Source organism: Bradyrhizobium sp. SZCCT0231 (assembly GCF_018130245.1).
Classification (GTDB): domain Bacteria; phylum Pseudomonadota; class Alphaproteobacteria; order Rhizobiales; family Xanthobacteraceae; genus Bradyrhizobium; species Bradyrhizobium japonicum_F.
The window spans coordinates 16,567-39,585 of record NZ_JAFCKP010000020.1; the positions used below are offsets into that span (position 1 = coordinate 16,567).

Here is a 23,019-nt window from a genome sequence, read left to right on the forward strand (position 1 = left end):
CAGCCTGCGCCCAAGAATTGAGCGGCATCCCCGAGCACAGGAAGGGTCTTGCCTAAATTGAACATATGTTCGACATACGCGCGAACAGTTGGGGAAAGTCATGCAACAAGGTCTCGTCATCCTGGGCGCGTCATATGCGGGCGTGCAGGCCGGGATCAGCGCACGGGAGAAGGGCTACCAAGCGCCGATCCGCATCGTCGCCGACGAGGTCCACCTCCCCTACCAACGACCGCCGCTGTCGAAAGCCTTCCTGTCGGAGGATTTCGCCCAGGGCGGATTGTTCTTGCGCGGGCAAGACTACTTCAAGGCGCAAGGGATCGAACTCCTGCTCGGGCCTCGCGCGATTGCGCTCGATCGCCTGGCCAGGCGGGTCGACCTCGACTCCGGCGATCGCCTGCCGTTTGACCAGCTGGTGATTGCCACCGGCTCTCGCGCCCGGCGTCTCACTATTCCGGGACACGACCGCGATGGTGTCGTCTATCTGCGCACGCTGGACGATGCGATGGCCTTGAAGCCGCGGCTGCAGGCCGCGAGCGAGGTGGTCATCATCGGCGGCGGCTTCATCGGCCTGGAAGTGGCGTCAACGGTTGCGAAGAAGGGCAAGAAAGCGACTCTGATCGAAGCGCAATCACGGCTTCTGGAGCGGGCGGTTTCCGCACCGATCTCGCAGTTCCTGCTGCAACTCCATCGTTCGCACGGGGTCGATATCCGCTTCAACGACAGCGTTGTCGCCATCGCGGGATCCGGAGCCATCCATGAGGTCGTGTGTGGCAGCGGCCTGCGTGTGCCTGCGGATCTGATCGTGGTCGGCATCGGCGGCATTGCCAATGATGATCTTGCCGTGCAGTCGGGGATCGCCTGCAGCAACGGCATCGATGTCGATGCGCATGGCCGCACCGACGCGCAGAACATCTATGCGGCTGGGGACGTCAGCAATCACCACAATTCCTTTGCCGGTCGCCGGGTCCGGCTCGAGGCCGTACAGAATGCCACGGATCAAGGCCGGGCCGCAGGCTCGATCATTGCCGGCAAACCGGAAGCCTATGATGCCGTACCGCGCTTCTGGTCGGACCAATACGACAGCAAGCTGCAAATCGTCGGGCTCTCGGCGCCGACCGACCAGGCCGTCATCCGCGGAGATGCGCGTGAAAGCAAGTTTTCGGTGTTCCATTATCGCGCAGGCAAGCTGGCCGCGGTCGACAGCATCAACCGTCCCGGCGACCAGATGATCGCACGTCGCCTCATCACGGCCGGCCTGTCGCCCACTCCGGAGCAGGCCGCCGATCTGTCCTTCGATCTGAAGACGCTGGAACCAGCCAGGTAAGGCGAAGACGCATGCCGAAGATCAAGCGCGACGACGAACTCAGCAACACCGACTTCATCGAAAGCCTCGACCGCGGCCTCCGCGTCATCGAGCAGTTCGGCGCCGACACGCGCGCCATGACGCTGAGCGACGTCGCAAAGGCGACCGATCTTCCGCGGGCCACGGCGCGCCGGATCCTGTTCACGCTGGAGCGTCGCGGTTACGTGTCGAGCGACGGCAAGATGTTCACACTGACCCCGAAGGTGCTCTCGCTGGCCGGGTCGTACATGACGTCGAACCAGATCGTCACGATTCTCCAGCCGGTGCTCGATCAGCTCTCCAATGCCGCTCAGGAGATCTCCTCGCTGGCGGTGTTGCTGGGCCACGAGGTCGTCTTCGTGGCAAGGGCCAGCCCTGCGCGCGTCTTCTCGTCCGGCATAGATCTCGGCTACAGGCTGCCTGCCTATTGTTCTTCGGTCGGGCGGGCCATGCTCGGGAGATATTCGAACGAGGAATTGGACAAGACGATCGCGGACATGACGCTGACGGCGTTGACGCCGTTCACCTTGACCGACAAGGAGGCGGTGAAGGCGGCCATCATCATCGACCGGGAGAAAGGCTACTCGCTGGTCGATCGCGAGGCCGAGCCCGGTTTTCGATCGATCTCGGTGCCCGTCCGCCGCTATGACGGCACCATCGTTGCGGCCATCAACATCGGCGCTCACGTCGACCGCGTCTCGACGGGAGAGATGATCGACCGCTTCCTGCCGCTGCTGCGGGACGCCGCCGCAGCCGTGAAGCCGCTTCTGCTCTAAAGCTTCGGTTCTGATCGAATCAGAACCGAAGCTTCTTGTTTTGACGCGTTTCCTTGACGCGAACCGGTATCCACTTCGCTCGAAAACGCTCTAGTTCGTGGAGATCTTATGCCTCACCTGGTCATTGAATATTCGCATGACGGCCATCAGGATAGCTTCGATGCCCAGACCTTGATGCTTGCGCTGCACCACTGCGCCGCCGGCACCGGCGTGATGAAGGCGGAGGACATCAAGATCCGCGCAATTCCTTATGTGGACTATCTCGTGGCTGGACGCCGGCTCGGCTTCTGTCACGTCAGCGTGCACCTGCTTGCCGGCCGAACCAGCGAACAAAAGCTCCGGCTCAGCACCGCGCTTCGGGCAACCATGAGCGATCTGCTGCCCCATACCGAAAGCCTGAGCGTCGACATCGTCGACATGGATCCCGAGAGCTACAAGAAACGACTGCTGACTGGCTAGACGCGCTCGATGATGATGGCCGGTGCCATACCCCCGGCCGCGCACATCGTGACGAGCCCGCGCTTGAGGTCGCGCCGTTCGAGCTCGTCGAGCACGGTGCCGATCAGGATCGAGCCGGTCGCGCCGATGGGGTGGCCGAGCGCGATCGAGCCGCCGTTGACGTTGACCTTGGCCCGGTCGAGCTTGAGGTCGCGGATATATTTTTCCGCCACCACCGCAAAGGCCTCGTTGATCTCGAACAGGTCGATGTCGTCGATGGTGAGGCCAGCCTTGGCCAGCACCTTGCGCGTCGCCGGCACCGGCGCGTTCAGCATCAAGGTCGGCGAATCCCCCATATTGGCCATCGCGACCACGCGGGCGCGGGCTTTAAGGCCATGCGCCTTGGCGTAAGCCGGCGAGGCCAGAAGGATCGCGGCGGCGCCGTCGACGACGCCGGAGGAGTTGCCGGCGTGATGCACGAAGTCGATCTTCAGATCAGGGTATTTTTGCAGGATCAGGCCGCGATAGGTCGTGCCCTTGTCGTCGAGCGCGTAGTCGGCGATCGCCGGAAACGCCGGCTTCAGGCTGCCGAGGCCTTCCATCGTGGTCTGCGGCCGCGGATATTCCTCGTGGTCGAGCGCGAGGCTGCCGTCCTCGCGGTGGACGGGCACGAGGCTCTTCTTGAAGTGGCCGTTCGCGATCGCAAAGCCTGCGCGCTTCTGGCTCTCCAGCCCGAGCGCGTCGACGTCCCTTCGCGTAATGCCTTCCATGGTCGCGATCGCATCGGCGCAGACGCCCTGATGCGACTGCGGATGCCTTGCGCGCAGGCGCAGATTGCCGTTGTCCATCATCATCGGGCCTGAGCCGCGGCGTCCCTCCATCGACATCATCTCGCAGCCGCCGGCGATGACGAGATCCTCAGCGCCCGCCATGATCGAGGATGCCGCCATGTTGACGCTGGTGATGCCGCTGCCGCAGAAGCGGTCGAGCGTCACCGCGCTGACGCGCACGTCGTAGCCGGCATCGAGCGCCGACATGCGGCCGAGATCGCCGTTCTGCGTTGCGACCTGCGCGCTGCAGCCCCAGACGATGTCGTCGACGTCGGCGGTGTCGATGCCGGTGCGATCAGCGAGCGCGCGCAACACGGCTGCGCCGAGCTGCTGCGGATGAATGCCCGAGAGGGCTCCCTTGCCGGCCTTGCCGATGCCCCGCGGGGTCCGGCAGGCATCGATGATCAGCGCGTCAGCCATTGGCGTCGTCCTCTTGTTATGAGTGTTGAGGACGGTTTTGAATAAGGGGGAGAATGGAGTCAATGTGAGACGCCCTCTTCGCCTCTACCCGCTTGCGGGGAGAGGCCGGATTTTACGCGCAGCGGAAAATCCGGGTGAGGGGAGCTTCGGCAGGGACGGTGACAGACGGACTCGCGGAGAGTCCCCCTCATCCGGAATTTGCTGTCGCAAACTCCGGCCTCTCCCCGCTTGCGGGGAGAGGCGAAGGCCCGCTACGCCCCCGCCGCGTTGTTCGCGATCACGTTGCGGTAGAAGCTGGCGCTGAGCTTGGGCGTGCGGACCTGGGTGTCGAAATTGACGTGGTACAGCCCGAAACGCTTGTTGAGGCCATACACCCACTCGAAATTGTCCATCAGGCTCCAGAGAAAATAGCCGCGCACCGGCACGCCTTCATTGGTGGCACGCTGGAGCTGGGCGAGATAGTTGCGCAAATACATGATGCGGTCGGTGTCGTAGATCTTGCCGTCGGGCCTCACCACGTCGTCGCCGGATGCTCCGTTCTCGCTGATATAGATCGCATCCGTCTTCCAGATCTTTGCCGCCAGCTTCGGCACCCAGTAGATCGTCTCGGGCCCGACCCGCAGCCAGTCCGAATTCATGTGCGGGAACGATTTCGGGATCGGCAGCGGCATGAAGCCCGCGCCCTGGTCGGAGGCCAAGACGTAATTGTTTGGCGCGTAGATGTTGAGACCGAGAAAGTCGACCGGCGAGGAGATGATCTTGAGCTCCGCATCGGTGAATTTCGGCGCGTTGGGACCGGCGTATTTCAGGAAGGCGTCGGTGTAGCGGCCCGTCATGATGACGTTGAGATAGCCGGCGTTCATCTCGCGCAGCGCGATCTCCGCGGCGCGAACGTTTTCCGGCGTGTCGATCGCAGGCGCGCAGGCATCGATGTTCTCGGCCGGCCCCACCCTGGTGCCGCGGCGGCCATGTGCGCGCACCGCCTGCACCGCGAGCCCGTGCGCCAGCGCGCTATTGTGCCTGATCTGGTTGACCTCGGCTTGCGGCAGCGTCAGGCCCGGCGCGTCGATGCCGATGCCGTAACCGAAATAGACGAAGCGGCCGCTCTCGTTCAGCGTGAACACGTTCCTGACGCGGTCGGTGAGGCGCTCGGCGACATAGGCCGCATAGTCGCCGAACATCTTGCAGGTCTCGGTCGAGCGCCAGCCGCCAAGACGGTCCTCGAGCGATTGCGGCAGGTCCCAATGATAGAGCGTCAGCCACGGCTCGATGCCGTTCTTCAGGAGCTCGTCGACGAGCCGGTTATAGAAGTCGAGCCCCTTCGGGTTGGGCTTGCCGTCGCCATCCGGAAACAGCCGCGGCCAGGCCACCGAAAACCGATAGGCCTTGCAGCCGAGCTCCTTGATGAGCGCGATGTCCTCCTTGTAGCGGTGATAGTGCTCATTGGCGCGGTCGCCGGTGGTGCCGTCCTCGATCTTGCCGGGGATGCGCACGAACCTGTCCCAGATCGAGGCCCCTCGCCCGTCCTCGTTGACCGCGCCCTCGACCTGATAGGACGAGGTCGCCGTGCCCCAGACAAAGCCCGCCGGAAAGCCGTTTCCATTGCGCGGCGGCCGGACCGGCTTGGCCTCGGCGGCGTCGAGCGCGCCGGTGAGTCCGGCTGCGGACAGCCCCGCAATCTTCGCAAGCTGGCGACGCGAGACCTTGTCCGACATTGATGCTGCCTCCGGAACGATTGTAGCGGCGGCACAATGGCGGGTCGCAGGTCGTTTGAAAAGCGGCTGCCCCGGGGCCTGGAGATGCAAAATTGCCAGTCGCGACGGCCCTTGCCTCCTCCACCTGTTGGAGAGCGACCGACGTCGCCCCTCCGATCATGGATCGACACATTCGGGCAAGCCTAGGGCGATCGTCCAGATCGCTCGCGATGCACAGAATCGTGACTAGATCGCCATGCCGCCCGATACCTCGATGCGCTGCGCGTTGACCCAGCGGTTATCGTCGGACAGCAGCGCGGCGATCATCGGGCCGACGTCTTCTGGAACGCCCGCACGCCCAAGGGCGGTCATATCGGCAACCTGTCTGTTGAGCTCCGGATTGTCGCGAACCATGCCGCCGCTGAAATCGGTCTGAACAGCTCCCGGAGCTACCGCGTTCGCCGTTATTCCACGTGGCCCCAACTCCTTTGCCTGGTAGCGCGTGAGCACCTCGATAGCGGCCTTCAAGGCACCATAGGGCCCACTGCCAGGCACAATGATCCGGGTGAGGCCACTCGACAGGTTGACGATCCGGCCGCCGTCAACCATCAGCGGAAGCAACTTCTGGGTCAGGAAGAAGACACCTTTGAAGTTCACCCGGTACAGCGTGTCCAGTTCTGCTTCGGTCGTCTTCTCAAGACTGTTGTGGTGGGAAACGCCCGCATTGTTGACAAGGTAGTGGAAGCGGTCCGCTTCCAGTCCCGCCAGCGCCTCTCCAAATCGCGAGACGAAGTCGTCGAACGTATCCGTTCGGCCGACATCGAGCTGCATGGGAATGGCTTTGCGCCCAATCTCCTCGGCAGCACGCGCGACCGCGTCGGCCTGAGCAACCGCCGAACGGTAGGTGAAAATCGAATCCACCCCCCGCTCTGCGAGACTGAGCACCGTGTTTCGCCCCAGTCCGCGGCTGCCGCCGGTTACAAACGCAATTCTTCTCTGCTTTTCCATCGCGCTCTCCTGCCTCGGTCTGCGATGAACCGAACGATGGCAGCAAGGGATGCGATCAAGCCCGTTAAGAATTGCTGGAAATTGAAAAGTGTTGCTCCCGGCCCGCCCGTCAGGACTGGCCGGGCTCGTCCTTCGCATTCAGAATGCGCTGTGCATCGGCGAGAGCCGCCGATCCCGACTTTTCTGGATGCGCATCGAAGATCGGCCGGATCAGCGCACGCGCCTCGGCGTCTTGGCCTCGATCCTCCAGCAGCCGCGCCAGCAAAACCGCGGCCTTCAATTGCCACCCACACGCTCCGAGGGTTCTTGCATGATCCATCGACTGCCGAAGCGCCAACTCCGCTGCCGCGTGATCTGGCCTTGAGGTCGTCAGGATAATTTCTGCCTTCGTGCGCAACAAATCCGGCATCCAGAAAGTCTGCCGCATGCGTTCTGCGGAAGAAATCGCAGATTGAATGGTCGTACGTGCCTCTTCGTATCGTCCGCTTCGAGCAAGTCCGTCGGCCAGAGCGCGCGCCGCCGCCGGTATGACCATATGAAGCTGTTCGCGCTGGAGGCGCCTTTGTGCCTGGCGTAGCATCTCCACTCCGGCCGCGGGTTTCCCCGTCATCAAGAGCCACTCCCCTTTCAGTGCCTGGGCGGCAGCTCCAAGTCCCCGAACGGAATGCTTCTCAGCCCGGGCGATTGCCCGCTCGATGTGTTCGGCGCTGTCCCTCGTGTTCTCGCTCCACAAGAGCACCGGGATGGCGTGGACCACCGCCATGTAATAGTTGCCCAGCGGAGGCAGCCGGGCTGCTTCATCCATGGCCTCGAGAGCCAGACCGCAGGCCTGCCTCGGCGAGCCGAGCAGCCAAAGGGAGCGCGCCAACGCGATTTCGGCACGGAAATGATGATCATATCCAAACAGATTGATCTCGAGCCGGCCAATCGCCATTTCAAGCTCGAACCCACGCCTGCAATACTCCACGGCGGCGGCCTGATTGCCAGCGAGGTGACAAGCCGCCGCGAGCATCCATTCGGAGATGACACGATCGCTCAATGAGCCGTTTCGCTCCGTGACGGCTTTGCATCTCGTTGCGGCGGCCAATGCTCCTTCGAAGTCGCCGAGCCTCGTCAGAAAGAGGTTGAGGCCCGCCAGAAGTCGCAGCTGCGGCAATGCTTGTTCACCTGCCTCGTAGAGCTCCAGCCCACGCCGGATGGCTTTCCGCACTTCCGGCGTGTTGCCCAGCGTATGCATGGATGACACTGCGTACGCTTCCTGCAGGCGCGCTTCTCGATGCGCCAGCTCGCCGAAACGTACGATCGAGCTCAATGCCAGTTCTGACCAATGCCGGCACTCAACCAGCAACCAGAGGCCGAGAAACAACGGGGCGGCATCGGCCGCGAGCTCGATTCCCGTTGTGCAATCCGCCCTCGAAAAGCTCCACTCAAGTGCTTTTCGGACGTTTCCGATGTGGGATGCGTAGCGACCTATGTCAGCATAGGCTCCATGTTCGAGCGCCAGCATTTTGAACAAGGCTGCAAAATAGAGCGCGTGACGCCGGGCAACCAGTTCGGACTCCCCGATCTCCTCGAGCTTGGCCGCCGCGTATGTGCGCGTCGTATCGGGCAGACGATAGAACACCGTGTCACCGACGGGATGAACCCAGACCAGAGACTTGTCCACGAGCCTCGTGAGCGTCGCTGCGATCTCGGCGCTGTCATGCATCTCGTTTCCCGCAACGGAGCAGGCAGCCTCACCTGTAAACGAGCCGACAAAGATGGAGAGGCGCGAAAGAAGGTGTTGCTCGTCTTCGGTTAGGAGCTTGAAGCTCCAGTCGAGCATGGCCTGGAGCGTGCGGTGCCGCGGAGCCGCGTTGCGCTTGCCAGCCAATGACAGTTCCATGTTGCTGGCCAGCAGGCTCGCGACGCCGCGAAGGCCGTAGGTTCCCACCCGGCTGGCAACCAGCTCGATCGCCAGCGCAATACCGTCGGTGCGGCGACATATTTCGGTAACGACAGGTGCATCGGCATCACTGAGTGCACCGTCAAAGCCACTGAATGACGCTCTATGGAGGAACAGCTGCACCGCCGGGGTAGCGACCGCATCGGCAGCGCTTGGAATGTCGTCGACAGAATAAGCAAGCGGATTCAGCGAGTACACGGTCTCGTCATGGACACGCAACGGTTCTCTCGACGTGACCAGCAGGTGAACGTCCGGCGCACGCTGAAACAGCTCGCCGGCCAAACCCGAGGACGCATCAAGGAGGTGCTCACAGCCGTCCAGCACAATCAGGATACGCTTATCAGCAACGAAGCCGAGAAGTTCAGCAACTGGATCACTCCCTCCGAGCGTGCAGCCAACCGACGAGATGACCGCTCCGGCAACAAGGCCGGGCTCCGAAACGGTGCCCAAGTCGACGAAAGCGACGCAATCTTCATTGAACTCGCTTTGCAGCCGGCGGACCACCGCAGCTGCCACAGTCGTCTTGCCAATGCCGCCAGCGCCGACGACGCTGACGAACCGTCGCTTCAGAAGCAGCGTCGCGAGTTTGTCGACAGCCTCGTCGCGCCCAACGAGCAGTGTGGGAATCGACGGAAATTGACGTTCGGGCCGCGGGGCCTGGACGTGAACACGTGGCGCAGGCTCCCCAGCGCGTGCGCGCGTGACCGGAGCAACAAAACTGTATCCGCGCCCCGAAACGTTGACGATATAACGAGCCCCGTCCTGGCCATCGCCCAAAGCCCGGCGAAGGGAAGCCATATGCACCCTCAATCCCGCCTCGTCGATAACAACGTCAGGCCATACGAGCGCCAGCAAATCGCGCTTACCGACGACTTCGCCCGCCCGATCGGTCAGCGCGATCAATAGATCAAGGCCGCGCGATCCGATCCGAACTTCGTTCCCATCTTTCAGAAGCTGGCGTCGTTCGGGGTTGAGCCGAAAGGGCCCAAAAAGAACTTCCCGATCGGAACTTTCGGACGGCGTATTTCCAAGCATGATCGGCCTGTCTTCAAGGCTCAATGAACACGAAACCCTATAGACCAGAGTAACTGGTCTCCTGACAGGATTGCCGGTCCATCAGCCGCAAGCAATAACGGCGCACACGAACTAAACCATTGAAGTGGCGGCAGAACATCCGATCTGCGACAGCCAGTCACACGTGAATCTTTGCAAATTCCAACATTCGATAACGCGCCTCCGAAAACGCGTGAAGTTACCCTCGTGCCTCAGTTCATTCGAGATGAAAGGCCCAGGAGGGACGCACTATGGATACAGGCACGCGTAACGTACGCGCTTCGATTGGCGTCGAAGCAGACCTGGGTGCACAGAGCCGCGAGCGTGGCGATGTCGGTGCCGTTCAACAGCAGAAGTGGCAAGACCCGGCGAGACTCGTCCGCCGGACGAATGAACACATTTCGATCTCGCGCCGGTTGGATCTACGAAGCACGGCTCGCTCCGAGGAATCGGTGACCCCTGCCGATCAATACTTCATAGGCGTGGCGCTAAAGCCGACACGCCTCAAGCTGGCAAGAGAGCGCCAGTCCGTCTTCGACGGGACTATGCGGGCGGGGACAGCCTATGTGCAGGCGCCCTCGTCTCACCTCAGCGCACAGCTCCACGCGCCGTGCGATTTCCTGCACCTTCGCGTTCGCTCGGTTGAATTTCGAGCCTGGCGATCTCCGGCACGCCCTTCGGCGAGCGAAGATGAGGTTGTCCTGCTGTATGATCCGTTTGCCGCGCAACTGGCCCGGATTCTTATCGATCGAGGCGACGCGGCCGAAGAAGGATTCGTCCGTTGTGTTGGACAAGCCCTGGCCATGCATCTCGCTCGCGTCGAGGTTCCGCGCAGCAGTGTCGGCGCCTTGGCGAAGTGGCGGCTTCGGCGGGTCGAAGATTATGTGAAGGCGCACTTCGAGCGTCACATCAATCTGATCGATCTCGCCTCGGCCGCCGGACTGTCACGCATGCATTTTGCGGCCCAGTTTCGTGTCGCCACCGGGTACCGGCCGTGGGAGTATGTGCTCCATCACCGCATTGAACGCGCCAAATCATTGCTATCGAGCAGCGAGATGCCGCTGGTCGAAGTCGCGCTCGCTGCCGGCTTTTGCACGCAGGCGCATTTCTCGACGGTCTTCAAGCGAATGGTGGGCGAGACTCCTGCCCGTTGGCGCCGCGAAACGAAGCAGTCCTCGCAACGGGTGGACCTTTAACGACCGTGATCAAATCCCGCGCACGGCAAGCGACAGGCTGGAGGCGAGGAGCGCAATGCGGCGCGGCGCTATCGCGTTCAGCGCGAGCGCTTCGGCAATTTCGGCAGCTTGCCGGGATTGAACGCTGGCACCTGCCCGGCTCGTTCACGTGCCGGCGGCTGCTGCTCGGTCAGAATGAGCGTGCCATGGAGGATCATTCCCGGCACTTGTTGTGCCGTCGCGGTGTAGGTCGCGATCTTGCCGGGGCAGTATCCTTCGATGGTCAGCGTGAGCTCATCTTCAACGCCGAAGACGGTTGCACGCCCATCGGTGTGACGCTTCGTCGATACGGTCGCGGTGAAGCGGTCGCCGTCGATCTTGCAGGAGCCGTGATACGTCATCAGGCTATCACGGCCCCAGATCTGGCCGTCTGCGACATGGACGATCCCGGTGCCCTGATCGAGCGGCGTCTTGTACCACGCCGCGTAGGTGCCGTCCTTCAGCATGGGAGCAGCCTCCCCTGGTATTCCCACGCCGACAATTGGCATCATTAGCGCCAACAAACGGTTAATGACCGGGCCCGTGCCAATCCGGTCTTTCCTTGCGCAGCTCGGCCTCGAGCTCCTCGATGATGCTGTGAAGCAGATACGCGGCAAGCGGGTCGGTCACTTCGCGCTCCAAATGCCGGTAACGCGCGATCAGGAACTCCTGCTCTCTCAACTGGCGTTCTGTCATCAGACGAGCCCTCCGACACATCGACGCGGAGAGGGACCGATCAGTTTCGTTAAATTTTTCAGATCATTTGCTATGGTTTCTGACGGGTTAAGAGGGCCATGCGCGCGTCAAGCTTCGCCCATCGTCGCTCATCGTGCGTTTGTGAAAGCGCACGTTTGGCTGGAGCAGGATCGGGCAAAACGAAACCGTTTCAGGCAAGACCCGAAGCCTCTGCACCGCATAGAACGCGCGCCGACCCGTACAAACACGGACCCCTGATCTGAGACAGCAAGCGATCAGAAGGAGGCACGCAATGACCGGGAGCACCGCACTCATGCGCAATCCCTCGTCCAAGGGCCAGCCGCCCGCCCCCGGCGCACAACCCGCCGACAGCGCGATGTCCGAGCGGCGCGCCGCCGACGCGGAGATGGCGCGGGTGCTCAGGACCGAACCGACCCGCATGGCCCTGGACTCCGCCGGCGCCGGGATCGCGCACTGGAACCACGATCCATTGCATGACGTCGTCGAGCCCATGAGCCACCACGTGATCATGGCGTATAACGGCGTGATCCAGCGCATGGAGCGCCGGTCGGGAAAATCGGTCTCGATCGGCACATTTCGCCCCGGGGTCGTGATCATCATTCCGGAAGGATCGAGCTCCCGATGGGACATTCCGAAGCCCGTCGATGTCGTTCAACTCTACCTTCCGAACGCGACACTGAAGCGCGTTGCCGGCGAAGCCGGAATCGCAGCGGCGACCGACCTGCTGGAGCGGACGGCGCAACCTGACCCCATTACGTCCAGGCTGCTGTTGAGTGCAGCGGATGCGCTCGAAGGCAACGGGGTCCTGGATGCGCTGTTCCGACATCAGGTGACGGATCTTCTTGCCACGCGTGTCCTGGCTGCGCACACAGGTTCGCCGGCCACGTTCCATCCGACCATGGGCGGGCTGTCGTCGAAGGTCCTGCTCCGCGCGATCGAACGCCTGCGCTCGGACAGCGATGCGGACGTCTCCCTCGATGCGCTGGCATCCGATGCCGGCCTCTCGCGCTTTCACTTCTGTCGCGCCTTCAAGGAGAGCACCGGACTCTCGCCGCATGCCTGGCTGCGCCAACACCGGCTCGAGCAGGCCATGAACAAGCTGCGGGAGAGCGACGAGCCGGTCGTCTCGATCGCTGCGGCGCTCGGCTATTCCTCGCAGACGGCGTTCGCCGCGGCCTTCAGGAAGCTGACCGGCGAGACGCCGAGCGAGTGGCGCAGGCGCATGCGTTAGCAGCAATCGCTCTATAGCGACAGCAATCGCGCTGGGGCAGCGGCACGCCCGATCGGTTAGACCATCACCATGTCCAATCCCACGACGGAGAGAGATGATGATCGCGAAAGATTTCACCCGCCGGCTGGCAACCATCTCGTCACGCAAGGGTCTCGCGACCGCAGTCGTGTACGGACTTACGCTGACCGTCCGCTTCACTTCAGCTGCAGGTGAAGAGGCGGACATTCCGCTGCAATCCGTACAACGCGCTCACCCGGTGATTTCCGTCGTGACCGGGGACAGCTCCGGACTTCCCTACCAGGACTGGGGCCGCAAGCCCGCGCCCTCCATCGTCTTTCGTCAGGGCTGGCCGCAGAGCCCGCAGCCGCCCGGCTGCCCCCTCCATTAAGCGCCAGCAAGTTCGCTTCAACCCTTCGCATCGTTGCTGACCGCAACAGGGCTTGCCGCAATCCGGTAGCGGCGGCGGCAACGCGCCCCGCGTCCAGGAAGATCAACAGAGGAGACCATCAATGCGACTAGTCATCATCGGCGCCGGCTTCGCCGGCATGTATGCCGCTCTTTCCGCTGCCCGCCTGCGCGAGATCCAGGGCGTCCCGCCCAACGAACTCGAGATCGCGCTGGTCGCGCCCGAGCCGACGCTGGTCGTCCGCCCGCGGCTGTACGAACAAAGTCCCGAGACCTTGACGGCGCCGCTGCTCGATGTGCTCGAGGCGATCGACGTCACCTATGTTCAGGGCAGCGTCGAGACGGTCGAAACCCAATCCCGCATGGTGAGGATCGCAGCGGCGAAAGGCACCAAGAAGATGCTCTCTTACGATCGCCTCGTGGTCGCCACCGGGAGCCGGCTGTTCCGCCCGAACATTCCGGGTCTTGCCGAGCACGGCTTCAGCGTGGACTCGCTCGACGATGCGATTGCGCTCGACAAGCACCTGCATGGCCTCGCCAAGCGGCCGGCCGTGAACGGACGCGACACGGTCGTCGTCGCCGGCGGCGGCTTCACCGGCATCGAGGCCGCAACCGAAATGCCGGCGCGGCTCCGCGCAATCCTCGGCCCGGATGTCAAGACTCGCGTCATCATCGTCGAGCGCAACAGCGCGATCGCACCCGACATGGGCGCAGGTCCGCGGCCGGTCATCGAGAGCGCCCTCCGCAAGCTCGGCGTGGAGACCCGCCTCGGTGCCGGGGTCGCCTCGCTCGACCAGGCTGGCGTCACCTTGTCCGACGGTGAGCACATCGAAACCGAGACCGTGATCTGGGCGGCGGGTATTCGTGCGGCCCCTCTGACGGCGCAAATTCCCGCCGAGCGCGACAATTTCGGCCGGTTGCTGGTCGACCCCTGTTTGCGGGTGCCAGGCGTCGATGGCGTCTTCGCAACCGGCGATGCGGCCCGTGCCGCCTGCGACGACGAGGGCAATTACGCGCTGATGTCGTGCCAGCACGCCACGCGGATGGGCGCCTTTGCAGGCAACAATGCCGCCGCCGAGCTGCTCGGCGTACCGACCAGGCCGTACCACCAGAAGGCCTACGTCACCTGTCTCGATCTCGGCGAAGCCGGCGCACTGTTCACGCGCGGCTGGGATCGCAAGGTCGAGATGGTCGGGGACGTCGCCAAGAAGACGAAGCAAGAGATCAACACCGTCTGGATCTATCCGCCGAAGGCCGAACGTGCCGCCGCGCTCGCATCGGCCGATCCGGAACGCGTGACCAGCCTCTGACGCACGAAGCCATGACGGCCGCGCTCCCTGGCTGCGCGGCCCGATCAACAAGATCAGCCAGCAGCATGAAACAGGAGATCAACATGAACCAGCACAACGCCTCCTATCCCGTTGCATCGAAACCCGAAGAGCTCGTGCCGTCGCGCTACGCGCTGAAGATCGGTGAGATCGACGTGCTGGTGGTCAGCGACGGCGTTCTACCGCTGCCCACCACCATGTTGGCGCACAACGCCGCCCCGGCCGACCGGGCGGCCTGGCTGCGTGACATGTTCCTGCCGCCGGACGCTTTCGACTGGGCACTGAATGCGGTCATGGTGCAGAGCGGCGGCAAGACCATCCTCATCGACGCTGGCCTCGGGTCCGACCCGAATTTGCATCTGCCGCGTGCCGGGCAGCTGAGCAAGCGACTGGAGGCCGCTGGCATCGACCTTGCGTCCGTCACCGATCTGGTGCTGACCCACATGCACATGGACCACATCGGCGGGCTGCTCGTCGACGGTGTGAAGCAGCGGCTGCGCCCAGACCTGCGGATTCACGTCGCGACGGCGGAGGTCAAATTCTGGGAAGCACCTGATTTCTCCCACACCAACATGCCGCAGGGCTTCCCCGATGCGCTGCGGGCGACCGCCAAGCAGTTCGTGAAAGCGTATGGCAGTCGGCTCAGGCCCTTCGACGAGGAGCACGAGGTTGCACCGGGCGTCGTCGCACGTCGCACCGGCGGTCACACCCCCGGACACAGCGTGGTTCGCATCGCATCCGGCGGCGAGGCGCTGACGTTTGCCGGCGACGCCGTGTTCGCCGTCGGGTTCGACCAGCCCGACTGGCACAACGGTTTCGAACACGATCCCGAGGAGGCGGCGCGCGTTCGTATCCGCCTTCTGCGGGAGCTTGCCGAGACCGGCGAGATGCTGGTGGCCACGCACCTGCCGTTCCCGTCGGTCGGCCGCGTCGCGGTCGATGGCGACGCCTTCCGTTGGGTGCCGGTGTTCTGGGATTATTGAGCAGGCGCCAGATTGAGTCCGAACCAGGGTGCGCGCTCATAGCGTCAATGAGCGCGTGCCCAGTCCGCGGCATCACCTTCCTCCCGCGAATCTTGTCGCGGGAGATGCGCGTGCGGAGAGAGACGGCGAGTCTCGGCCGATTTGAGAAGCCAGGTTCCCACCTTGTCTTGACTGCAACACTGTCATCGCCGACCGGAGCCCAGCTAACGGGTTATCCGACCAAACCATGGTTTAGCTTGAACAAAGCCGGGTTCCTAAGGTCTCATCCACGCGCTTGCACCGACACGGATCGGACGCCCCGTGTGGATACCGGGACTTTTCTGTGTCCGAGGCATGAAACTCGCATGACAAGGCACCAGGAGATCCGTAGCTTTTTTGCTTTGAACGCGCACGAGGGAACAGGGGTGATTCACGCTGGTGTAGGCCCGATGGCGTTGCGTGGTGATTGGCACGGCCAAGATATCGTTGCCGGTCTTGCGCCATGCCTTTCGTTCGTTCTGGTGCGACATGCGCCACGAGAGATGCTGCGCGTTTTCCGGTCCGGCTCTACCGTCATCCTGGAGTTCTATTGGCCAGCGGCCGAGGCAGGTGTGTTCCTGCGATGCCGTATCGAGCTGAATTCCAGAGACCAGTGGCGGTTGCGGCATCGGCGGCACGCCCATCAGGCCGCGAACCAGCAATCCTCCCAATTGGCGATCCTTGCAATGACATTGCTGCTCGCCGTGTGCGGCTGGATCGTCGGAGGCGCCGAGGGCATGCAGCGGGCACTCATGGGCAGTACGCCGCGCCCGGACGAAACGGTCATCTCGCGCGAGAGCATGTACCGCTGGTTCGGCGCGCGACCGCTGGCCCCTGCCGAGGTGCCGGACCTGTTCGCCATTCTGGCAAAGGTTTGCAGCCGGGCCGGCCTGGTGCGATTGCCGGATCTCTATTGCCTGCCGGCACCACGCGACATGAATGCCTATGCGCTCGGCGGACCTGACCGAAGTGCCATCGTGTTGACCGAGGGCCTGCTGCGCGGCATGACGCGCGACGAGATCGCCGGGATATTGGCCCATGAAGTCGCGCATATCCGCAACAATGACGCCCGGACGATGGGCTGGGCGACAGCGTTGCGACGCGCGATCGATTGGACCTCACTCGCTGGCCTCGCACTGCTGCGAACCAGTCATCATCACGGAGGCATGACGTCAAGCCGGCCATTGACCATGCTGCTGAGCGCAGCACCGACTCTTGGCCAGCTCCTTGGACTTGCTCTGTCGCGCGTGCGCGAAATGGATGCAGACGCAACGGCACTCGAACTGACCGGCGACTCGCGAGCGCTCATCGCCGCACTCGACAAGCTGGAGCGCCATCACACCGGCTCTGCACCAAGCCGCACCTCCGCATTCGCGCATGATCCGGCGCGTTTGCTTCGCAGCCATCCCGCCACCTCCGAGCGCGTCGGCACATTGCTCAACCTCGCGTACTAGCATTCGCTGAAGTTTTTACCGATGCACATCGGAAGGCTCGCTGACCAGGCAAAGCGTGCTGACGAAAATCCGCGCGCTTGAAATTTTTGCGGAGCTGGATCGTCGCCAAAATATCGCCGCGCTTTCGCGAAACTATTTTGATCTGAGTACGTTTCGGCATCTCTGCTCATTGCAGTACCGGGGAGACACCAACGTAATTGCCGAGCGTTTGAGCGGACGTAGGACGTAAATGACAAGCGGCTGGCCTCGTGGTCAGCGAGGAAAATCCGCTCCCACATCTGTCAACGGCTATCATTTTGCCGCTCTAAAACAATCTTGCCGTCGACCCGACACCTAGAGGGACGCAACGCGTTCCCTCGACGGGGCGACGTTACTTGAGACTTCCGTTCCAAGCATCGAACTCGAAGGTCCAACGCCGTCGCACCGGCGTGACGGAAAGCTGTTACCGCCGAAAAAGCTGTTACCGCCGAAGCGGTCGCGCACGCGAACCGCCTTCGCAGGATTGTGGGCTGAGGGCACCACCATCGCAAGGAGGCCAAGCGATGACGTATTATGACACCCTGCAACAGAACCTCGCGCATGGTTCGCCATTCGGACAGTTCGGTCCGCAACAATGGGGAACAGCAGCATTCGGTTCGCAAGGCGGCCAACAGTTTGGAGGAGGCCTTGGATTGGGCCAGGCGGCCTATGGACAGCAATACGGACAGTTCGGCGGTCAGCCGACCTTCGGCGCGTTTGGATATGGCCCCGGCTGGGGCGGGCAAACGGGCTGGGGTCAGCAGTGGGGCGGACAACAGCGCCAGCTGTCGCCGCAGGATGTGAATGAGGTCGTGCGGCAATTGGTACCGGCGCTGCCCCAAATTCTCGCGCAAGCCCAAAACCCATTCGCGGGAATGGGCTATGCGGCTTACGGCCAGGCGCCGCGCCAGCTAAGTCCGCAAGACGTGAGCGAGGTCGTGCGGCAGATCCTGCCCATGGTGCCGCAGATCGTGGGAATGTTGCAGGGCCAGCCGCAAATGCAGCATTCGGCCATGCACGGCGGTCCCGGCCAGGGTCAATTCGGAGGCCTCGGTCAATTCGGTCTCGGCTATCCCACGCAGGCTCAGCCAGCGCAGATGTGGGGTACGCAGTTCGGCGCGCCGCAGTTCCAGGCGGCATTCGGCGGTGCGACGGGCTTCGGCCAGCAGCGACAACTGACGCAGCAGGATGTCGCCGACATCACCCGCCAGCTGATCGGCGTCATTCCCCAGGTCATCGGTAATCTTCAGGCCTATGGCCAGCAGCGGATGATCTGACCGCGCGGTAAGGCGCGACCGCCGCCAAAAGCGGCGGTCGCGCCCGCCGTTGCGCATGCTTCCTCCGAAGGAGAACCCTCATGTCGGATTCCAATCCCTCCGCCGCATCGTCACAGCGCCACTCCTCAGACATTCAGCAGCTCGTCGGCCTGCTTGGCAATTTGATGCCGCTGCTCTTGCGCCTGCAATCGCACGGGTTCGAGCAGCCGTTCCGAACCGCGCCCGGCAGCTTCCCGATGCCGAACCCGGTGCTCGATTATCAGGCTGCGGAAAACATGATCGGAGACATGATTGCAGAAACGCTGCGTTCGCTCTCCGCCTATCTCGAGGCCAACGCGGCACAGCATGCGGGCCTGGAAAACTGCGTCGCGATCGTCACCCAGGCGGCCAACAAGTTTACCGAGCGGGATTTTGCGCAGGCCTTCAACCTGATCTATTTCGCCTATCGCGCGATCGAAGCCGCCCGCGCAGCCGATCCCCGCGTTCCATTGCCGCGACAGGCTTCGATTGATCGCACTCAATCTTCCATCCACTGAAATCAAATCAACGGAGGCGACGCCATGGCAGCAAGTCCAGATGATGCGCGACCGACCTCGATCGGCAATCGAAGCAAACCCGTGCGCAACACCCAATACATGATCGCGCCGGCGGGTCCCGGCATCAGCGCACAGACACTGGCCGAACAACTGAGCCAGTTCGGCAACATCCTGTGGACCCATGACCAGCGCGGCGTCAGTGGCCCGCCCATTGCGATCGTGCGCATGCCTGACGAAGCCGCGGCCGCGTTGCGCCGCTCCACGGCCGGCAGCTTGATCATCGAGCCGGACAGCCATCTGCGAGCTGCGTCCTTTGCCGGCCCGGGCGCTGCTTTCATCCCGGCGGCTGCGCCGATGACCGCACTCGGGCCGGACTTGAAGGTGACGATCCGGATTGTCAGCGAGACAGGCGCGCCTGTGGAACAGGCAAATGTGCGGCTCATCGGCGAGCAGGCGTCAGCTCAAGGGCAGACGGACCGTGATGGCAACGTCGATCTGACGCTGCGGGACGAAGTGCCGGAAACAATCGCCGCCATTTTCGTCAGCGCGTGCTCCGGCCATTGGGGCTTGTGGCAACAGCAGCCCAATATCGAGGCCAATGCGGTGAACACCCTCACCCTGAGACCGTTGCCGCTACCTGGCCGACTGGATTGGGGCGGCGAGGCGATGCGCTTCGATCAGATTCCCGACCACTGCCGTGGAGCCGACGTCAAGATCGCGCTCATCGATAGCGGCGTGGCGACCAGCCACAGGCAATTGGCAGGCATCAAGCACGGTATCGATGCCCGAAGTGGCGAGGATCGCTCGTGGTCAAGGGATATCACTGGCCACGGCACGCCTTGCGCAGGCATCATCAATGCGGCTGCGCGGGCAGATCACGGTATCCGCGGCTACGCCCCGGAGAGCGAACTGCATGTTTACAAGCTTCCCCTCGATGCCCGTTGCAGCGACCTGATCGCGGCGCTCGATGATTGCCTGCAAAACGGCATCGACGTGGCCTGCGTCGGGGTCGGTTGCGAGCGCGGCTCCGCACTGGTCGAGCAGCACATGGCCATGGCCAAGCAGCAGGGCGTCAGCATCATTGCCGCCGCCGGCAACTCCGGACAGGGCGTATTGTTTCCGGCCTGTTCGCCGCATGTCATGGCCGTCGGCGCGGTCGGACGGATGGGAAGCTTCCCGGACGACAGTCCGCAGGCGGCGCAGGCCGCAGCCGCGACTGCGGCGGCGGGCGGGTTGTTCGTACCGCCGTTTTCCTGCCGCGGGTCCGAACTCGACCTGTGCGCGCCCGGCGTCGCGATCATGACCTGCCAGTCGCCGGACGGCTACGCCGTCTGCGACGGCACCTCGCTCGCAGCGGCTCACGTTGCCGCGCTTGCGGCGTTGATCCTCGCCGATCACGGCGACTTCAAGGGCAGCTTCATCGCCAAGGATGCCCACCGGGTCGAACGTCTCTTTCAAATTCTGAAGGATACGGCGCAACCCATCGGCCATCCATGGCAGACCGGAGCCGGGTTGCCGGATGCAGCCCGCGCGCTCGGCGTCTGGTCCGATCAGCGCCCCCTTGCCATGCCGCTGAATGCGGGATTGCGCGAGATGCGCCGCGCCATTCGGCAGCTCGATCGGATTCCATTCGGCGCAATCCAGTCGACGATGTTCGAGCCGCCGCGCGGCCCGGCCAACGTGACGCGGCTTCCGCTGAATCCGGCCCCTCTCGCGCTCCAGGCCGCCGGCGCGGGAACAGCGACGGTGCATGAACTCAGAGCAGCGATGGCGCTCGCAGGTCTAGCGGAAGGACCTTAGAGGAGGATGAGGGACCCGCAGTCCTAGAACGTCACCCGCATGCCGGCATAGAACGCGCGCGGCCTTGCCGGGCTGAGCGAGCGCGGGTCGGTGAACTCGGCGCCGCCATTGGTGAAGTTCGGCAGGGCCTCGCGGTCGAAGAACTGGCCGTAGGTCGCGTAGCGCTTGTCGAACACGTTGTCGACGCGGCCGTAGAGCTGGATGTTCTTCGTCACCTGGTAGGAGGTGTGGAGATTGAACACCGTATAGGACGGCAGCTTCGCGAACTGATTCGACTCGTCGCCGACGAGATATTGGCTGGAGACGAACAGCGCGTTGCCGCCGACCTTCCAGACGTCGGTCACGGCGTAATCGACGCCGACCTTGACGCGGTGGCGCGGGATCGCGGGGATCTGGTTGCCGGGCCTGACCTGGATGGTGTCGGTCGCCGGATCGGCAAACGGGCTCTCGGAGCCGAGCTCGAGCGGGTCAAGGTAGCGTGCGTCGACGAAGGCGTAGCTCGCCTGGAACTGTAGCGTGGGGGACTTGATGTTGACCTCCGCTTCCAGCCCCTGCCGCCGCGTCCTGCCGACATTGGTGAAATAGCCAAAGCCGGTCCGCCCGACAACGGGCACCGCTACGATGTCGTCATAGTTGGTGGCGCGGAAGCCGCCGACCTTCCAGCCGAGCGTGCCGATGTTCAGCTCCTTGGTGCCGCGAAAACCGGCCTCCACGGTCTTGGAGACGACCTGCTTCAACGGCGGATCCGCGACCAGGAAGGCCGCGATGAGACAGGGCCTGGCGGGATCGGCGCAGCCGAGCTCGAGCGGCGTCGGCACGCGGTTGGCCTCGGAATAGCCGGCATAGGCGGTCAATCCCGGCGTGATCCTGTAGGTGCCGCCGATCATCGGATTGAAGCGGGTATAGGTGTGATCGCCGTTCAGCGCAGTCCCGAGCTGGTCTTCGAGCGTGATCCGCGCCGCGTTGAAGCGGCCGCCACCGGTGATGGCGAAGGCGTCCGTGACGTTGAACGTGTCCATCGCGTAGAGGCCGTTATATTGATTGACGGTCCGCAACGAGACGGGGCCGGCAACGGGATCTGCCGTGGGAGTCGCCCCCAGGAAAACACCGCTACCGCTGACGACGTAGTTCTCTCCCATCGAGCCGATCTCGGCGGTCGCGTTGTAACGCGTGACACTGGCGTCGTAGGTGGCGCCCATGACGAAGCGGTTGTCGTGCCCGAACAGCTGATCGGTGTTGGTGGCCTGCCCCGAAACGCCGAAGCTGGTCGAACGTATCGAGCCCCGATCGATTTCGCCGAGGATCGTTCCCGGAGCAAACGGGTTGGCAAGCTGCATGCCGTTCAAGCCGTTGGCAGGCGTGGTATCATCGTCGAAACACAGCAGCGCCGGATCGACGCACTCCTGCACGTCCGTCGGATTGCCGTCGACGATCTTCTGCTCGAACCTGCGCACATGGGCGGCGCCTTCGAGCGTCCAGGTCGGCGTCGCGTCGACCTTGCCGGTCAGATTGAGATAGCCGACGCGATTGGAGGTGGTCTGCGGCGTGGTGTAAGTGGCGCCCCAATATTTGTCGAGGAGCTCGGCCGGAACGGTGGCGCTGGCGCCGAAATCGTTCTTGGCCACGCCCATATTGGCGTGGAATTCGCTGTCGCCGGCCTTGTAGCCGACATCGCCGTAGAAGCGCCGCACGTCCGATTGGGAGAAATTGCGGAAGCCGTTGTCGTGCAGGCCTTCGAGCGCGCCGTAGACGGCGTAATTCCTGTCGACCTGCTTGCCCCATTGCGCCGAGCCCTGGATGCGGCCGAACGAGCCGCCCATCACGTCGAGCTCCGCGCCCTGATAGGTGAAGCCGTCCTTCATTTGCACGTTGATCGCGCCGCCCAGCGCGTTGAGGCCGAAGGCCGGGTTGTTGGTCACCAGCGTCACCGACCTGATCGCGGCAGTGGGGATCAGGTCCCAATTGACGGCGTCCGAGAATGCCTCGTTGATGCGGACGCCGTTCTGATACACCGCAAGCCCCTGCGGCGTGCCGGTGACGGGGGAGGCAACAAAGCCGCGGAACTCGACATCAGGTGTGAACGGATTGCCGGTGACCTCGCTGATATTGACGCCGGCGATGTTGTCGCGCAGGGCGTCGGTGACGTTCAGCGAGCCCGTGCGCCTGATCTGGTTGGCATCGACGGCATTGATCGCCGACGGGACCTTGTCGACGTCGAGACCCCTGCCCGTGCCCGGCGAGGTCGGATAGACGTACATGCGTGTCCTGGGGCTGGCGGACGACGGCGCCCCCACGCGCGCGACCGGGCGCGCCGGCGCGATGCGCCTCGCCGCCGATGGCGGCGGTGCGGCCACCTCGACCGGCGGCAGATTCTGAACGTTGGTCTCTTCATCCTGCGCGGCCTCGGCGGGGCTCGCGAAAACCAGCCCGGTCGAAACTGAGGCCATCAACAAACGACGCTTGAACCGAAGACGCTTGCCCATCCCTGCCTTCCCATCCGTCACCACCGGCCGTTTTGATTTTCGCCGTTTG

19 protein-coding genes are annotated in these 23,019 nt (G+C 63.4%); 12 read left to right on the forward strand and 7 right to left on the reverse strand.

The window, feature by feature from the left end; genetic code table 11:
• Positions 1-100: 100 nt before the first annotated feature.
• From JQ566_RS30285 to JQ566_RS30295, 3 genes are all read left to right on the forward strand, one after another.
• The gene (locus JQ566_RS30285; RefSeq protein ID WP_212379201.1) at positions 101-1,324 is read left to right on the forward strand and encodes an NAD(P)/FAD-dependent oxidoreductase; all 1,224 of its coding nucleotides are present in this window, start codon (positions 101-103) and stop codon (positions 1,322-1,324) included.
• An 11-nt stretch (positions 1,325-1,335) separates the two neighbouring features.
• Positions 1,336-2,118, forward strand: a complete 783-nt coding sequence (locus JQ566_RS30290) for an IclR family transcriptional regulator domain-containing protein (RefSeq protein ID WP_212379203.1) — start codon at positions 1,336-1,338, stop codon at positions 2,116-2,118.
• Positions 2,119-2,226: 108 nt separating this feature from the next.
• Positions 2,227-2,577 (forward strand): 5-carboxymethyl-2-hydroxymuconate Delta-isomerase, encoded by a 351-nt coding sequence (locus tag JQ566_RS30295; protein ID WP_212379205.1) that lies wholly within the window; start codon positions 2,227-2,229, stop codon positions 2,575-2,577.
• Here the strand turns inward: JQ566_RS30295 and JQ566_RS30300 are convergent.
• From JQ566_RS30300 to JQ566_RS30315, 4 genes are all read right to left on the reverse strand, one after another.
• Positions 2,574-3,806, reverse strand: a complete 1,233-nt coding sequence (locus JQ566_RS30300; RefSeq protein ID WP_212379208.1) for an acetyl-CoA C-acetyltransferase — start codon at positions 3,804-3,806, stop codon at positions 2,574-2,576. The two genes, JQ566_RS30295 and JQ566_RS30300, sit on opposite strands and share 4 nt — an antisense overlap.
• A 251-nt stretch (positions 3,807-4,057) precedes the next feature.
• The gene (locus tag JQ566_RS30305) at positions 4,058-5,521 is read right to left on the reverse strand and encodes a GH1 family beta-glucosidase (protein ID WP_212379211.1); all 1,464 of its coding nucleotides are present in this window, start codon (positions 5,519-5,521) and stop codon (positions 4,058-4,060) included.
• A 225-nt stretch (positions 5,522-5,746) separates the two neighbouring features.
• A complete protein-coding gene (locus JQ566_RS30310; RefSeq protein WP_212379213.1) occupies positions 5,747-6,508 on the reverse strand; it encodes an SDR family NAD(P)-dependent oxidoreductase in 762 nt (253 codons plus the stop codon).
• Positions 6,509-6,617: 109 nt separating this feature from the next.
• On the reverse strand, positions 6,618-9,512 hold the full coding sequence (locus JQ566_RS30315) for an ATP-binding protein (RefSeq protein ID WP_212379215.1): 2,895 nt from the start codon (positions 9,510-9,512) through the stop codon (positions 6,618-6,620).
• 245 nt (positions 9,513-9,757) lie between these two features.
• On the opposite strand from JQ566_RS30315, the gene JQ566_RS30320 reads away from it, so the two are divergent.
• Complete coding sequence (locus JQ566_RS30320) at positions 9,758-10,702, forward strand: AraC family transcriptional regulator (RefSeq protein ID WP_212379217.1); 945 nt, start codon at positions 9,758-9,760, stop codon at positions 10,700-10,702.
• Between the two features lie 77 nt (positions 10,703-10,779).
• Here the strand turns inward: JQ566_RS30320 and JQ566_RS30325 are convergent, their stop codons facing one another.
• Entirely contained in the window at positions 10,780-11,187 is a 408-nt protein-coding gene (locus tag JQ566_RS30325; RefSeq protein WP_212379219.1) for a hypothetical protein, read from the reverse strand.
• A 61-nt stretch (positions 11,188-11,248) separates the two neighbouring features.
• Complete coding sequence (locus JQ566_RS30330; protein WP_212379221.1) at positions 11,249-11,416, reverse strand: hypothetical protein; 168 nt, start codon at positions 11,414-11,416, stop codon at positions 11,249-11,251.
• Between the two features lie 292 nt (positions 11,417-11,708).
• Between JQ566_RS30330 and JQ566_RS30335 the strand changes: the two genes are divergently transcribed.
• The 8 genes from JQ566_RS30335 to JQ566_RS30370 all read left to right on the forward strand — a co-directional run bounded on the left by JQ566_RS30335 (position 11,709) and on the right by JQ566_RS30370 (position 20,487).
• A complete protein-coding gene (locus JQ566_RS30335; protein ID WP_249139894.1) occupies positions 11,709-12,668 on the forward strand; it encodes a helix-turn-helix domain-containing protein in 960 nt (319 codons plus the stop codon).
• Positions 12,669-12,762: 94 nt separating this feature from the next.
• Positions 12,763-13,056, forward strand: a complete 294-nt coding sequence (locus JQ566_RS30340) for a hypothetical protein (RefSeq protein ID WP_212379223.1) — start codon at positions 12,763-12,765, stop codon at positions 13,054-13,056.
• Positions 13,057-13,177: 121 nt separating this feature from the next.
• Positions 13,178-14,383: an NAD(P)/FAD-dependent oxidoreductase gene (locus tag JQ566_RS30345; protein WP_212379225.1), complete on the forward strand. Its 1,206-nt coding sequence runs from the start codon at positions 13,178-13,180 to the stop codon at positions 14,381-14,383.
• Positions 14,384-14,466: 83 nt separating this feature from the next.
• A complete protein-coding gene (locus JQ566_RS30350) occupies positions 14,467-15,384 on the forward strand; it encodes an MBL fold metallo-hydrolase (RefSeq protein WP_212379325.1) in 918 nt (305 codons plus the stop codon).
• A 344-nt stretch (positions 15,385-15,728) separates the two neighbouring features.
• On the forward strand, positions 15,729-16,856 hold the full coding sequence (locus tag JQ566_RS30355; RefSeq protein ID WP_212379227.1) for a zinc metalloprotease HtpX: 1,128 nt from the start codon (positions 15,729-15,731) through the stop codon (positions 16,854-16,856).
• Positions 16,857-17,398: 542 nt separating this feature from the next.
• Positions 17,399-18,151: a hypothetical protein gene (locus JQ566_RS30360; RefSeq protein ID WP_212379228.1), complete on the forward strand. Its 753-nt coding sequence runs from the start codon at positions 17,399-17,401 to the stop codon at positions 18,149-18,151.
• Between the two features lie 80 nt (positions 18,152-18,231).
• Positions 18,232-18,687, forward strand: coding sequence for a hypothetical protein (locus JQ566_RS30365; protein ID WP_212379230.1), 456 nt, complete (start codon positions 18,232-18,234; stop codon positions 18,685-18,687).
• 24 nt (positions 18,688-18,711) lie between these two features.
• Positions 18,712-20,487, forward strand: coding sequence for a S8 family serine peptidase (locus JQ566_RS30370; RefSeq protein ID WP_212379232.1), 1,776 nt, complete (start codon positions 18,712-18,714; stop codon positions 20,485-20,487).
• A 23-nt stretch (positions 20,488-20,510) separates the two neighbouring features.
• Here the strand turns inward: JQ566_RS30370 and JQ566_RS30375 are convergent, their stop codons facing one another.
• Positions 20,511-22,970 (reverse strand): TonB-dependent receptor, encoded by a 2,460-nt coding sequence (locus JQ566_RS30375; protein ID WP_212379234.1) that lies wholly within the window; start codon positions 22,968-22,970, stop codon positions 20,511-20,513.
• Between the last annotated feature and the right edge of the window lie 49 nt (positions 22,971-23,019).

Bases quoted from the DNA above. Each gene is read 5' to 3' on its own strand.
- JQ566_RS30285 (WP_212379201.1), top strand. From the start codon at position 101: ATGCAACAAGGTCTCGTCATCCTGGGCGCGTCATATGCGGGCGTGCAG.
- JQ566_RS30290 (WP_212379203.1), top strand. From the start codon at position 1,336: ATGCCGAAGATCAAGCGCGACGACGAACTCAGCAACACCGACTTCATC.
- JQ566_RS30295 (WP_212379205.1), top strand. From the start codon at position 2,227: ATGCCTCACCTGGTCATTGAATATTCGCATGACGGCCATCAGGATAGC.
- JQ566_RS30300 (WP_212379208.1), bottom strand. From the start codon at position 3,806: ATGGCTGACGCGCTGATCATCGATGCCTGCCGGACCCCGCGGGGCATC.
- JQ566_RS30305 (WP_212379211.1), bottom strand. From the start codon at position 5,521: ATGTCGGACAAGGTCTCGCGTCGCCAGCTTGCGAAGATTGCGGGGCTG.
- JQ566_RS30310 (WP_212379213.1), bottom strand. From the start codon at position 6,508: ATGGAAAAGCAGAGAAGAATTGCGTTTGTAACCGGCGGCAGCCGCGGA.
- JQ566_RS30320 (WP_212379217.1), top strand. From the start codon at position 9,758: ATGGATACAGGCACGCGTAACGTACGCGCTTCGATTGGCGTCGAAGCA.
- JQ566_RS30325 (WP_212379219.1), bottom strand. From the start codon at position 11,187: ATGCTGAAGGACGGCACCTACGCGGCGTGGTACAAGACGCCGCTCGAT.
- JQ566_RS30330 (WP_212379221.1), bottom strand. From the start codon at position 11,416: ATGACAGAACGCCAGTTGAGAGAGCAGGAGTTCCTGATCGCGCGTTAC.
- JQ566_RS30335 (WP_249139894.1), top strand. From the start codon at position 11,709: ATGACCGGGAGCACCGCACTCATGCGCAATCCCTCGTCCAAGGGCCAG.
- JQ566_RS30340 (WP_212379223.1), top strand. From the start codon at position 12,763: ATGATGATCGCGAAAGATTTCACCCGCCGGCTGGCAACCATCTCGTCA.
- JQ566_RS30345 (WP_212379225.1), top strand. From the start codon at position 13,178: ATGCGACTAGTCATCATCGGCGCCGGCTTCGCCGGCATGTATGCCGCT.
- JQ566_RS30350 (WP_212379325.1), top strand. From the start codon at position 14,467: ATGAACCAGCACAACGCCTCCTATCCCGTTGCATCGAAACCCGAAGAG.
- JQ566_RS30355 (WP_212379227.1), top strand. From the start codon at position 15,729: ATGACAAGGCACCAGGAGATCCGTAGCTTTTTTGCTTTGAACGCGCAC.
- JQ566_RS30360 (WP_212379228.1), top strand. From the start codon at position 17,399: ATGACGTATTATGACACCCTGCAACAGAACCTCGCGCATGGTTCGCCA.
- JQ566_RS30365 (WP_212379230.1), top strand. From the start codon at position 18,232: ATGTCGGATTCCAATCCCTCCGCCGCATCGTCACAGCGCCACTCCTCA.
- JQ566_RS30370 (WP_212379232.1), top strand. From the start codon at position 18,712: ATGGCAGCAAGTCCAGATGATGCGCGACCGACCTCGATCGGCAATCGA.
- JQ566_RS30375 (WP_212379234.1), bottom strand. From the start codon at position 22,970: ATGGGCAAGCGTCTTCGGTTCAAGCGTCGTTTGTTGATGGCCTCAGTT.